This window comes from Mucilaginibacter terrae (assembly GCF_042679325.1).
Classification (GTDB): Bacteria; Bacteroidota; Bacteroidia; order Sphingobacteriales; family Sphingobacteriaceae; genus Mucilaginibacter; species Mucilaginibacter terrae.
Map to the genome: position 1 here is coordinate 369656 of NZ_JBHTMJ010000003.1, position 13227 is coordinate 382882.

Genomic DNA, 13227 nt, shown 5'->3' on the forward strand with positions numbered 1-13227 from the left:
CCCAATTCATTCAAGTTATATCAAGGAAAATGTGCCCTATTCGGTGCCCCAAATTTTAAATTTATATTTGGGCACAAATAGCATATTAAGTATTTGATAGTCAATTGATTACTTAGTTTATTTTGATTGTTTTTAGCCCTTTTTGATATGGGTTTAGAAACCCGGCAAATTGCCCAATTGCAAAAGCCGCTAAAGACCGTCAATCTGATACTATTTGTAACTTAATAATTGACGAATATGAAAACAATGAACAACACCTTTGGCGTTATCTTTTATTTGAGAAAGTATAAAGCCACAAATGACGGCAAAGCCCCCATCTATGCGAGGATCACAGTAAACGGCAGTAGAATTGACTTATCGGTTAAACGCTCCATCGAGCAAGATAACTGGAATGCCAATAAAGGCATGGCAAGAGGCAGCAGGGAGGAAATTGTAAAACTCAACAACTATTTGGAGCAATACCGTTCCGGCATCGTAGAAAGCTACCAACAACTTTTATTGCAGAAGAAATTTATTACCACGGAACTCCTAAAAGAAAAATTTACAGGGGAAGATCAAGCCAAGTTTACACTCTGTAAATTAATGGAGTATCATAATTCCGATCAAGGGCAGTTATTGGAGCCAGGCACGATGAAGAACTATTATACTACGCAGAAGTATATTAAAGAGTTCATCAAAGAACGGTTTAAAACCAGTGATAAATACCTGTCCGAGTTGAGTTACAAGTTTATTACGGACTTCGAGTACTACCTGCGCAACAGAACGCCGGAGAAAGGCCAAAAAGGCCTAAATAACAACGGCCTTATGAAACATATTGAAAGGTTTTGCAAGATGATTAATCTTGCTGTAAGGTTGGAATGGATAGACCGTAATCCCTTTCACGCTTACCAGTTGAAATTTGATAAGGTAGAACGGGAATACTTAACCAAAGACGAACTGGCAAGGGTTGAAGCCAAGAAATTTAACATTGTACGGTTACAAGTAGTTCAAGACCTTTTTATTTTCAGTTGCTACACAGGGCTGGCTTATATTGATGTGTTTAATTTAACGCCCGCTAACCTGATCGAAAAATCCGAGAATACCATTTGGATTGCGACCAACAGGCAGAAGACGAACGAACCTGTAAGAGTGCCATTGTTACCTAAAGCTCTGGCGATCATAGAAAAATACAAAGGGCATCCACAGGCATTGGCCGAGGGCAAGGTATTGCCAACGCTAAGTAATCAGAAGCTAAACAGCTATTTAAAGGAGATTGCCGATACGTGCGATATTATCAAACCCCTTACCTTTCATATTGCCCGCCACACTTTCGCCACTACGGTAACATTAACCAATGGCGTACCTATAGAAACGGTAAGTAAATTATTGGGACACAGTAAGCTGACTACAACACAGATTTATGCCAAGGTAGTAGAGAGCAAATTAACAGATGATATGGCGCAGCTTAGTAAGCGACTACAAGCCTAACCACAAAAAGCAATGATAAGCCCTGCACCTAAAAGCGCAGGGTTTGTTTTTATAAACCGTTTTGGTAGCTTTATACATAGCCTGGCTTTTTCAGCAATAACAATGCACAAGAAATAGGCATCTTGTTTAAGGCCGGTTGTTTTAGCTTAATTTATTATTAACATACCAAAGCGATATGAGGCCACAGTATTTTAAGCATAGAGCTTTATTCGACTTCGATCAGCAAACTAATGATGTAGGTTTCCCATTGCCCTGGACGAAAGGCAATGAAGATAATCACTTCCTTTTTCGTTTGTATAAGAAGAATAAAGAGCAATACGAACCTTTCTATCAATACCAGCTTAACTTCTTTTTGGGCCGTTATGCAGACGCAAGTGAAGAGGAGTTCTTTAATCACGTCAAACAAATTATCAGCGATGCCATCAGCGAGCTTATAAACAAAGACCGTTATACCTCAAAGCATGTGCGGGAGCGTCAAAACCGCTTGAAGTTGCAGGAGTTTTTGGATTACTTGAACTCAATTGACCAATGGTTCATTCAGTCAACCGATCAGGAAACAATCAAACGCCAATTGGAAGAAATCGCCAAACTGAACGCTGAAAATAAAAAACTTAAAGGGGAAAATAAGAAGCTTCGGGAACTGGAAACCAAAGACTATATCGACATTCGCGAGGGCAGACACAGAACGCTTTACCATCTGATATTACAGATCAGGGAACTTAAACTTGACGATAATAAAGAACTGGTCAACGCAACGACATTGAATATTTGGAGTAAGATGATCGCTAAGTATTTTAGAGCCGGAGGTAAGGAAATCAGCATCGAGAGCGTAAAGCGTTATTTCCCGCCTGATAACAACACCGACAATACCAAGTACAAGGATGTACCACAAAAAGACAAGCATTTTACCATTGTTCCGGCGAAAAAGAGAAGTTTGTAAAAATAGCACTTATCCATCTCTATAACAACTCCCACCATTCAATAACTAATTGTATTATAACCCATTAGTTATTGTTCTATCTTGTCAATAACCTCTCCAATATGACCTCCAAATTTTTGGAGGTCAGTCTTGCGCTGCTTTTCTGCCTTCATTTGCAGCATGGAAATAATCAACCACGAAGTCCTAAGCCGGTGTATCAGGGATGCAGTCAGGGCAGAATTACAGGAACATTTTAAAACGGGTGGAAGCCCACCGCAGGATGAACGGCTACTATCCAAACAAGAACTGTCCGAAGAATTAGGCGTGTCGTTAGTAACGCTTACGGACTGGATGAAAAAGGGGCTGCCCTTTTTGCGCCTGCACAAACGGGTGTATTTCAAAAAGAGCGAGGTACTCGCCATTATGCAACAAAAAACTAAAGGTTAACAAGGAGGGAAAGATGAACATCGAATTTATCACTAAGGATGATTTAAAAAAGTTGGAGAATTTACTTTACGAGATCAAAGGGCTTATAAAGCCTGGTCAGGGTCAAAGTAAACAATGGCTGAAAAGCTATGAGGTCAGGAAGCTGCTAAACATATCGCCAGGCACCTTACAGAATTTGAGGGTCAACGGAACGCTGCGTTATACCAAAATTGGCGGGCTGCTTTACTACAAGTTAGAGGACATTGAAAAGCTATTGGAGGGGAACAGCAAGTGAGGAGAAAAAGAGCAGCTTCGATGCGAAGCATCGGGAAGAACAACGTGTGAATATCAAAGCCGTCCGCCAATTCGGCGGCGGTTACAGTTCTAAAACGCGTCCTTTTCTTTTAAAAGAAAAGGAGCAAGCGGAAGTTGGGCAGAGCCCTACTTTGCTTGCCCTACGCGTCGCTACGGGGGTTTTACGTATCCTCCGGGGATACTTTAGGGCGTTTTTGCTGGTGAAAGAAAAGAAAACAGGATACTTAGGGGTATCCTGTATATCGGTACAGCGGCACAGCTGTGTAAACAGCCATGCCAGTTAAAAGAAAGGATTTACAATGGAAGATATAAATGTGAGATCAGTGAGATACCCTATTACGGTTGATCAGAAGTTTGAAAAGATCGCCCTTAAACTGGGGCGTACGAAGCGCCAGGTCTTTATCCAGATGGTCGATTACTTTTATAAAAGCAAGAAAGACCCGCTAGACCTAAATGATGAGCTCTTGAAGAATGCGCTGATGAAGAACCACAAAGATTACATCGGCTTCATCAGAAAGCAGGAAGACATGCTGCTGATCCCGATCAAAACAGAAACGGACAGGATGATCGCCTCGCAGAGCCAACTCATCGACCGCTTCAATACTCAGGTGCTTAAAGCTAACGTAGACCTGCTGAATAATCAAAATGCTCAGGTCCGAAAGTTCACCGAGATGGATACGCTGATGGAGACGATCAGGAAAAACCAAAAGGGCAAGGAACAGCTGAAAGCGCAGTTCCTGTTTATCATGGACAGCTATATCAAATCCAGGGATGCGTTTGGCATGATGACCCCAGGCAGGGAAAAAGAAGAGCTAATCTCGGTTACCAAATCGCAGATCAGCTTACTCTAACCATAGATGCATTTTCCCTTTAGGGAGTTAGGAGGCTTTATGTTTATCAATATATCAGACAATAAAGAAGCGGCGAACAAAGGCAGCAGTAGCGGGCTGGTGCACTACCTCGAAAAAGAAAACAGGCAGGATCATAAACAACAGCCTGAGTATTGGTTTAACGGTCAGCAGATCAGGGTCGAACCGTATGAGGTCATGCGGAAGATCGATGGTAATATTGCCAAACTGGGTAAGGACGATGCCAAATTCTTCCTGGTCAATATTAGCCCGAGCCAGAAAGAGATCGCGTTTTTAAAAGAGCAATACGGCGAGGACGGGGCTAAAGAACAAATGAAAGGGTTTGCCGTCCGCGTAATGGATACCTACGCACAGAACTTTAATCGGGATGGTGTGAACAGCCATGAAGACCTGGTATGGTTCGCCAAGCTGGAAAACTACCGTTATTACGGTCACAAAGATCCGGAGGTGAAACAAGGGATTAAAAAGCGCGGCGATCGTAAAGATGGCGAACAAATGCATGTACAGGTTATTGTCAGCCGTAAGGATGCGACCAATAATATTAAACTCAGCCCGATGAATAACTCACGGGGGAAAAATGTAGAGCACTCTAAAAAGATGGGGCAGTTTGATCGGGTAGCTTTCAAGCAGAGCGGGGAAACGCTTTTTGACAGCTTGTTTTCGTTCGACCGGCAGCTAAAAGATACTATGGCCTACGCTAATGTCCAGAAGAATGGCAAACTGGCGCAGCGGGAACAGCTGAACATCTTGACCGAGGGTACTTCGCAGAATTATCAGAGCAAATCGGTCGCTAACGAGCTTGCCCAGGGTGTTGCTGAAGGTTTGTTTCAAACTACTGGTGATATGCTGGCAATGGTAGGCAAGACAGCGGCGGGTTTCCTGGAGGTAATGCTGGAACCGGTGTACATGCCGGGAGCTAATATCGTCCCGGATCACGAAGACTGGCAAAAGAAAAAAATGAAAAAGAAGTCCACAGGGCACCAGTATAAGCCTTGATATTCCGCCGGACACCGTAGCTGCCAAAATAGGAAGTTGTGAAACGCGCTACGCTTGTAATGTACTGCTAGGCCACACGCACAATATGCATAGACTTAAACGTAGCCACAAATTAGCACCGCTGGGAAACCGTCAAGGGTATATGAAATGGTCAGATATTTTTTGAGCCCCATCCTTGATAGTTTCTCTGCTTACTACTGTCCGGTTAATTAAGCGTTGTAATTTGTTATGTATGCAGATCGTTTCGAAAAAAGATTCTAATCAACTACAAAATTGATGTCTATCCAGTTTGTAGTTGAATTTAAAATAAAATAAAATGGAGTAATTATTAAATAATAAATATTTGCTAAATTAAGCCGAAATTAAATATTAAGCATAATAAGATTTAAATATCGCTATCTTAAGTTAATCGACTTTATTGCTGATTTTAGTAAGCTTAGTTTACACTTGTAATAGGTGTCTCTTTATAATTTTTTAGGTTCTATGTATTTGGCGGGAGTGCATTCATTAAATTCCTGTTTTGTTTTTATCTAAAGACACTTGTAAATAATTGTCTATTGTATTCTCAAGTATTTAATAATGTATAATTAAATATTGTCACATGCTAAAACGCTACTATCTGTTGTTTTGGATGGCACTGATGCATTTAGGAAGCATTGCATCCGCCCAAAAACTCACCTTCAGCTATGATGCCTCCGGAAACCAAACAGAGCGCCGATGGGTATGCATTAATTGCCCTGTTGCGCGTTCGACATCTTTAGCCAGCTCGAAAATCAGTAGCACCGATAGTGGTGGCGAACTGGTAAGTGAGGTTATCACGTCACGCTCTTTAAAAATTTCGCCCAATCCAGTTGAACAGACACTTAGAGTGATGTGGAAAACCCCGGATAAGCTGTATATCAATAAGATTGAGATTTTTAGTATGAGCGGCGTCCGTGTCTATGGAGCGAATTATAAGCAGGATCAGCGCGAAGATCAAATTTTCTTGTCAAAATTACCTCCAGGTGCCTATATACTTGTCGGCTACTATTCCGATAATAAAACTGAAACGATCAAATTGATAAAGATCTAAACCGTAACTCCTGAACCATGAAATTGCAATTAACTTTCGTTTTTTTGGTCATAGCTATCTGTCATGGACTAGCGCAAACACCAACCTTTACAAAGATTGATACGGCCAAGCTAAAACCCGGCTGGGCTGCCATACAGCAATCGGAAGAGATTAAATCTGAAAAGAAATCGGCTCCTGAATTTAAGGTCAATTCACCGGAAATTAAAGCAGGAACAGGGGCTAAAAACGGAGTAACCCAAGGAGTTAAGACAAATGGCTCAGCATCCTCCAGGGTTTCTTCCGCAACCATAGATGCGGGAAGAACCTCTTCATCAATAGATGTTTCCGGTATGGGCGGCTCTGTTTTCAATATTCCTATTACTTTACCTCCGGGTATCGGGAATATTGTGCCTCAAATAGGACTTTCTTACAATAGCCAGGCAGGAAATGGAAATGCCGGGTATGGATGGAATGTTTCAGGGCTTTCGGCAATTACGAGATTGACATCAACGAACTATCATGATAATATGATCAAAGGTGTGAACTTTGACCAGAATGACCGCTTTGCATTAGACGGGCAGCGATTATTGTTGAAAAGTGGTATTTACGGTGGAGATGGAGCAGAGTATCAAACAGAGAATTATTCCAATGTACGTATCATCTCACATGGTATATCCCCATACGGCGCCAATTATGGACCTGAATCTTTTGAAGTACTTTACCCGGATGGGTCGAAAGCATGGTATGGCTATGATGCTTATTCCAAAACACAAACGGACTATGCCATTTCCTTTATGGAAAATCCGCTCGGTGTACGGATAAATTATAATTATATGATTGTTGAGAATGTCATATACATCTCGGGTATCGGTTACGGTGGTATCGGTGTAAATGGACTTAACCTGAATTATATCTGGTTTTTATACAAGGAGGCAAGCAGGGCTGAGCATGTGTTCACGGGTGGACTTTCGTTACGTAGAAGTCAGATCCTGGATAGGATCCAGGTATCTGCAAACTTTGGCTATTATCGAATGTATGTGCTCAGTTACGATGAGATGACTACGTTGAAATATCAAAGACTGACCAGTTTGCAGGAGTTGACGGGAGACGAAACCAAGGGTTTTGAACCTATCTATTTCAGTTATGAGAATACCGGCGATGTGATATCAAGCCATACGATAGCTAACCTCAGCCTTTCGGGCATTGCTGCCAATAACTCCCAGGTAGTCACCGCCGACTTTACCGGTAATGGTACGATGGACTTTTTGCTATATCCCAATGCAAAGAATAAATTCTGGGCCTTTTATGATATAGAGCCCGGATCTCCATACATGCAGTTGGGTTATGAAATTAATACCGGGCCTTTCCGGGAATTGTTTCCTGCCACAGAACTGACTTACAATAATAAGATACTTCCCGGGCAAGGTATGGCCTTGGTGAAAGATAATGGTTACAACGGATTGAAATTCAGTGTCTATTCATCAGGTACGGTTGCCCCGGTTTATTATCAGTATGAAAAGGAATGGAATGATATTCCACTTGGTCAGGGTTATTATTCAGCCTGTGATGATCAATATCATGACGGCAGCCCGGTAAATTTCGATTTTATTTCTGGAGACTTTAACGGGGACGGGATGACAGACGTTATCAGCGTTGGAAAATCAAATTCAGTTATAGTTTATGAATACATGGACGATACCGGCAATCCTGGGGAAAATTGGCGTTCAACTCCTGATCAACTTGATCGACCGATTGGTATCGGCAACTGTGTTCAACAATACAGTGAGTCAGGCTCTCCTGTTCACTTCATCAATCTTGATCGCAGGCTCACAACCAATTTTGTGACAAATCTGGGGCAAATCTACCCGTACTATCAATCCGGTGACAAAATTTATGCAGCCGATGCCAACGGCGACGGCAAAACAGATCTTATACTCGTTAAAAGCGGGGTAATGACCGTTTATACGCTTAATCAAAACAATTACCTGGAATACCTATGGCAGACCAATGACAGCCGCATCACTAATGCTCAGCCGTCTGTCTTGGGCGATTTCAACGGTGACGGTAAGATTGATATCATGTTCTCTACTGGCAATAATAACCTGTATGCATTTTTCATGTCTACAGGTAAGGGGTTCTTTAAGCACGAGGGCTACCAGCCTTTTGCTAATGTTGCCGGTACTTGGGATGGAACTCCGGGCGTGGAGCGTTTGCAGTTGCACTATATTATAGCCAATGATGTAAACGGTGACGGAAAGGCCGATATTATATCAGCTCAAACCACTACCCGTAATAATAACGCTTATGGGGTAATCGATGTTACGGTACATCATAACCTTGGCAATTCTTATACTTCAGCTCCGTCCTTTAGTTCAGGAACAGGGAGTAGTACTTATACTAATTTAAGGCACTATCCCATTCCAATCTTCCTAAACCCGTCAAGGCCAAATAATAATTTGGAGTTTGGATTTATGAGTGACAATAGTGTTTCCCTGTTTAAATTTGGAAAAGATTTTAAAACAGAATCGCAAATAGCTTATATCTCTCAGGATGGCGTTTCTCATCATATAGAATACAAAGATCTAAGAGCTGACGCCAGCAATGAGGATATTACCTTGTACCAGAGTAGCTATGACCGAACTTACCCGTACATAGATTTGCATGACGTACCGGGACTTAACGTAGTCAGTAAAATTACCCGCTACTTCGGTTTCGAGCAAGTGAGTCAGATCTTTGGTTATGGTGGAGCAGTCAGTCATGCAGAAGGACTTGGCTTTTTAGGTTTCAGTGAACTGATAAGAAGTAATTGGCATACGAGTAATGGTGACCAAAGCCGAATTTTCAGTACCAGCATACAAGACCCTCTGTTACGTGGAGCAAATGTTAGGTCATTTAATTCTAAATCAGCCTACATTAATCCGTCAATTAAGAATATGGCGTTTACAAGTATGCCTTCGTCGTCTGGAATCGCAGACGGCGCTTCGATAAACGACTACATCAGCCGTAACGATCAACTATATTCAACACAGCTTCTTCCTAATAAAGTCTTTCTTAACCAAGCGATTGCGTCATCAACCAAAGATATGTTGACAGGCATTTACACCACGCAGTCATTTGAATATGATGTATATCAGAATCTCACAAAAACAACCAGTAATTTAGGAGGGAATGCAACGAAAATGGTGGAGACGTCCTATGATAACAACCCTAATGGGTATTATATCGGTAGGGTATTATCTCAACGAACTTCTTTGAATAATGGTGCAGATGTCTTTAGCAGTTTAGTTGAATACACTTACAACGGATCACTACCGACGGAGATAAGGAAGAAAAGCAATAATGCCCCATGGTTGACCGAAAATCTCACTTACGATTCATTCGGTAATATTGTTCAAAAGATTACTACAGCACCGGGTGGGGCTCAGCGCACAGCTTCATCGCAATATGATCCTACAGGACGATTCGTTATTCAAGAGACAGATGTGAATGAAGTACAGACGTCGTACACGATCGATTCGCAGACGGGAAATGCAATGACTAAAACAAGTACCTCTAATAGTAATGAGAGTTACCTGTATGACGCCTGGGGTAAGCAGATACAAATTACAGATCATCTTAATCTGGTTACCAATCGTGCATACCAGAAAAATGGCAGCAACATAGAAATTGTAGAAACTGATACCGAAGGGCGTTATACTCTTACATCTTCAAACGCCTTAGGCCAGATTACAGAGACGAGAAACAAAAATGTGACAGGGCAAATTATAGGTTCGGCATTTCAATACGATGTCTACGGAAGAGCCATTGGACAAAGCCAACCCGGACAGCCGGGCAATTACAACCAGTGGAATACCACGGAATTTGATGAATACGGAAGAATTAAGCGGGTTGGTGGATACACTGGTAAAATGATCAATTATAATTATGCTGGTCTGAGTAGGACTGTAAACGACGGAACAAAGAGTGTAACGACCACCAAAAATGCACTAGGTCATACAGTCGGTATTCAGGATCCTGGGGGTAATATAAGCTATGAATATTTTGCTAACGGAGAACTTAAAGCAGCTCATTATGCAGGTATGACAATGAGTATCGAGCGGGATGATTGGGGACGAAAAACCCGCTTAAATGACCCGACCGCTGGCGTATTTACCTATGAATATGACGGCTTTGATCAGTTAACAAAAGAAAGCTCTCCAAAAGGTGTGACACAGTATACTTACGACAATGTTGGAAAAATATTAGAGAAAAAGGTAACAGGGGATGAAACCAGCTTACAGATGAACTTTACTTATGACCTGACTTCGAAGCTCGTCACTGGAATGACGCTGATTAACGGAGATGGTAACAATGCAGGATATACTTATTCCTACGATGCCCAAAAAAGACTTAGCAGTCGTGTCGAGGATAATCTTCATGCACGTTTTCAAAAAAATCTAACTTACGATTCATATGGAAGGATATTCACAGAAACACTCATCGCCACTAATAAATTAAATAATATTACGGCCCAAAAGACCATCGAGTATACTTATCAAAATGGAGAGCTCATCCAAAAGACCCTACAGGGGACAGGTCAAATTCTATGGAAACTAGGAAGTGTTAATAGCAAAGGACAGTTGAGTGGTGATTTGCAAGGTAGTAACTTAAAAACTACCTATGTGTATGATGCGTTCGACTTCCCACAACAGTATGTTGTGGAGAAAGTAGCTGGCGGCGTACAATCGTTGATGACCTTGAATTATACGGTTGATGCACCAAGTGGCTTAATGACAAGCCGTAGTAATACTGAATTAAGCTGGAGCGAGAATTTTGGATACGATAACCTTAATCGCTTAACGTCATACAATGATAACAATGGTAATAATTCACAAAGCTATGATGCAAAGAGCCGAATAAGTAATAATAGCCAATTAGGTGATTATTATTATGATGGCGACAGCTATAAACAAACCGAATTAAATAATATCAGTGCCACCGCTGATTCCTACTACCAAAGCCGGGCATTGCAGCAAATCACATACAACACATTCAAAGCTCCGGTTGAGATTATTGAGCAAGGGCATGAGCGTTTAAGTTTCCAATATAACGCAATTCTTGGCCGCGCTCATATGTATTATGGTGATGAGCAGGCGGATAAAATGACTCGCCGGTTCCGGAGGCATTATGCAGAGGATGGCAGCGTTGAAATTACTAATGACATACAATCAGGTACTACGAGCTTTGTATTTTACCTGGGCGGTGACGCTTATACAGCGCCGGCTCTTTATAAGGAGGTTCATACAGGTGTTTCAACATCAAGTGCACTTTATTTTCTTCACAGAGACAATATAGGAAGTATTGTTTTGATCAGCAACGAACTTGGCGATGCTGTAGAAAAAAGGCAGTTTGATGCATGGGGTAATATCGTAAAAATAACAGATGGAGCCGGAAATCCACTCTCTGCATTTGTTATCACTGATCGGGGGTTCACGGGACATGAACACTTGTTAGGCGTTGGTCTTATTAATATGAATGGTCGCTTATATGACCCTAAACTTCATCGATTCCTATCGCCAGATAATTTTATTCAAAATGCCTTGAGTACTCAAAACTATAATAGATTCGGTTACGCATTAAATAATCCATTAATGTATACCGATCAAAATGGAGAATTCCTTCATCTTATTATTGGCGCTTTGGTAGGTGGAATAGTGAACTGGGTCGCACACGGTGCTCAGTTTTCATGGAAGGGACTAGCTTATTTTGGAACCGGAGCTGTTTCCGGGGCTCTTGGGGCAGGAGTTGGTGCAGGCATAAGTTCTGCTCTGGGTGGCGGCTCCTTCGGCGCCGGGTTTATCGGCTCATCGGCGGCAAAAGCAGTTGGTACAGGATTTTTCTCTGGTGCCGTTATCGGTGGTGGGGCAGGGTTAGCAAGCGGTTTCGTATCTGGATTTGGCAATTCGGTTTTTGATGGCCAATCGTTCGGTTCGGCTTTGCGATCAGGTCTGAGGTCGGGAGGAATGGGAGCGTTAGGTGGTGCTTTTGTAGGCGGCATGGTAGGCGGCATCGATGCCGCTATCGATGGACGTAATTTTTGGACAGGAGAAGGCATTAAAGTGGAAGAATTCTCTTTGTCATCAAATTCGTTTGGTGATGGCGAACAGTATACCAGCACAGAGGAAATGAGGACAGATTATAACAATCAGATTGGAAGTCGAGACAATATGCTTATAGAAGACGTAGAGGCTAAATTGAACACCTCCGTATCTCTAGCGGATAATAAAAGTTTAGCCAATGGCTATAATCTTAATCTTGACGGGTCAATTAGCACTCCTTCAGGCCAGACTGCCGGAGCTGTAACTCAAAAATCGTATAGTGGTTTGTTTACAAAAAGCACAACCAGCAAGGTGCTAATAGCTCCAGGCGTGAAGCAATTTGAACTTGCAGGTAAAAACTTGGTTTTCAAGCATGAGTTTATGCACGCGTGGCACATGAATACGCAAAGTACATTTGCGTATAACAAGTATTCAGAACCGGCTGCATCGTCATATTCTTACGCGTATATAAAAGCTCTTGGTGCACCTATGGCTCATTTCTCGCTGGCAGAATTTAAATCAGCTATTATACCCTATCCTTCAAATTTCTCTTGGTTGAAGTTGAATAAAATTGTACCCTTATGGTTAAGAAAGTAAGATTACTGATCTGTTTGATTTGTATGACAGGCTGTACTTTTCAAAACAGTAAAAATGAATATAAGACTGGCAATTACAATATTTGGTTTTACTACAATGACTTTATTAAAGTCGATTTGAATTCGAAGAAGATTGTAGTGGATTATGATGACTTACATTATAAAGCGAACCTCCGCTTGTCCGTTTCTGATATTCACCTTATCGAAAAGGCATTTAACAAATATAAACTTTATGAAGCTTCTGGAAAGGTTGATTATCATAGTGATGAGTATGAAATAATGCCTACATCCTTTCTTGTAATCAAAATTTTTGAGAGAGGGAAGGGTACAGCGGAAATACGCGTAAGTGACCAACTACAGCAACATTGGCTCTACAACTCCGAGACGAAATATGAGATGGCTTCATTCAGGGATTTGGTTGTAAATATCTTAAGTAAAAATGATGGCTTTAAACAGGCGGTTGCTATCTTAAAGAAACAACGACTAAAGCAACCGTCACTTAACTTGTGAA

10 protein-coding genes are annotated in these 13227 nt (G+C 41.6%); all 10 read left to right on the forward strand.

The genetic code is table 11. The features are described 5' to 3' along the window. Positions 1 to 237 precede the first annotated feature (237 nt). The 10 genes from ACFQ3S_RS03725 to ACFQ3S_RS03770 all read left to right on the forward strand — a co-directional run bounded on the left by ACFQ3S_RS03725 (position 238) and on the right by ACFQ3S_RS03770 (position 13226). Positions 238 to 1467: a site-specific integrase gene (locus ACFQ3S_RS03725; RefSeq protein ID WP_377161372.1), complete on the forward strand. Its 1230-nt coding sequence runs from the start codon at positions 238 to 240 to the stop codon at positions 1465 to 1467. A gap of 175 nt (positions 1468 to 1642) precedes the next feature. Then, the gene (locus ACFQ3S_RS03730) at positions 1643 to 2407 is read left to right on the forward strand and encodes a hypothetical protein (protein WP_377161374.1); all 765 of its coding nucleotides are present in this window, start codon (positions 1643 to 1645) and stop codon (positions 2405 to 2407) included. Positions 2408 to 2566: 159 nt separating this feature from the next. Further along, positions 2567 to 2833 (forward strand): helix-turn-helix transcriptional regulator, encoded by a 267-nt coding sequence (locus ACFQ3S_RS03735; protein WP_377161376.1) that lies wholly within the window; start codon positions 2567 to 2569, stop codon positions 2831 to 2833. Positions 2834 to 2846: 13 nt separating this feature from the next. Further along, entirely contained in the window at positions 2847 to 3107 is a 261-nt protein-coding gene (locus ACFQ3S_RS03740; RefSeq protein ID WP_377161378.1) for a helix-turn-helix domain-containing protein, read from the forward strand. Between the two features lie 46 nt (positions 3108 to 3153). After that, a complete protein-coding gene (locus ACFQ3S_RS03745; protein ID WP_377161380.1) occupies positions 3154 to 3411 on the forward strand; it encodes a hypothetical protein in 258 nt (85 codons plus the stop codon). A 15-nt stretch (positions 3412 to 3426) separates the two neighbouring features. Continuing rightward, on the forward strand, positions 3427 to 3978 hold the full coding sequence (locus tag ACFQ3S_RS03750; RefSeq protein WP_377161382.1) for a BfmA/BtgA family mobilization protein: 552 nt from the start codon (positions 3427 to 3429) through the stop codon (positions 3976 to 3978). A gap of 39 nt (positions 3979 to 4017) precedes the next feature. Next, on the forward strand, positions 4018 to 4992 hold the full coding sequence (locus ACFQ3S_RS03755) for a DUF5712 family protein (RefSeq protein WP_377161384.1): 975 nt from the start codon (positions 4018 to 4020) through the stop codon (positions 4990 to 4992). Between the two features lie 601 nt (positions 4993 to 5593). Further along, positions 5594 to 6064: a T9SS type A sorting domain-containing protein gene (locus tag ACFQ3S_RS03760; RefSeq protein ID WP_377161386.1), complete on the forward strand. Its 471-nt coding sequence runs from the start codon at positions 5594 to 5596 to the stop codon at positions 6062 to 6064. Between the two features lie 17 nt (positions 6065 to 6081). Further along, complete coding sequence (locus ACFQ3S_RS03765; protein ID WP_377161388.1) at positions 6082 to 12717, forward strand: FG-GAP-like repeat-containing protein; 6636 nt, start codon at positions 6082 to 6084, stop codon at positions 12715 to 12717. After that, a complete protein-coding gene (locus ACFQ3S_RS03770) occupies positions 12702 to 13226 on the forward strand; it encodes a hypothetical protein (RefSeq protein WP_377161390.1) in 525 nt (174 codons plus the stop codon). The genes ACFQ3S_RS03765 and ACFQ3S_RS03770 overlap by 16 nt, the downstream gene beginning before the upstream one ends. The last annotated feature ends 1 nt before the right edge of the window (position 13227 follow it).

Coding starts and splice junctions, on each gene's coding strand:
- ACFQ3S_RS03765 (WP_377161388.1), top strand. CDS start 6,082: ATGAAATTGCAATTAACTTTCGTTTTTTTGGTCATAGCTATCTGTCAT.
- ACFQ3S_RS03750 (WP_377161382.1), top strand. CDS start 3,427: ATGGAAGATATAAATGTGAGATCAGTGAGATACCCTATTACGGTTGAT.
- ACFQ3S_RS03740 (WP_377161378.1), top strand. CDS start 2,847: ATGAACATCGAATTTATCACTAAGGATGATTTAAAAAAGTTGGAGAAT.
- ACFQ3S_RS03725 (WP_377161372.1), top strand. CDS start 238: ATGAAAACAATGAACAACACCTTTGGCGTTATCTTTTATTTGAGAAAG.
- ACFQ3S_RS03735 (WP_377161376.1), top strand. CDS start 2,567: ATGGAAATAATCAACCACGAAGTCCTAAGCCGGTGTATCAGGGATGCA.
- ACFQ3S_RS03730 (WP_377161374.1), top strand. CDS start 1,643: ATGAGGCCACAGTATTTTAAGCATAGAGCTTTATTCGACTTCGATCAG.
- ACFQ3S_RS03760 (WP_377161386.1), top strand. CDS start 5,594: ATGCTAAAACGCTACTATCTGTTGTTTTGGATGGCACTGATGCATTTA.
- ACFQ3S_RS03770 (WP_377161390.1), top strand. CDS start 12,702: ATGGTTAAGAAAGTAAGATTACTGATCTGTTTGATTTGTATGACAGGC.
- ACFQ3S_RS03755 (WP_377161384.1), top strand. CDS start 4,018: ATGTTTATCAATATATCAGACAATAAAGAAGCGGCGAACAAAGGCAGC.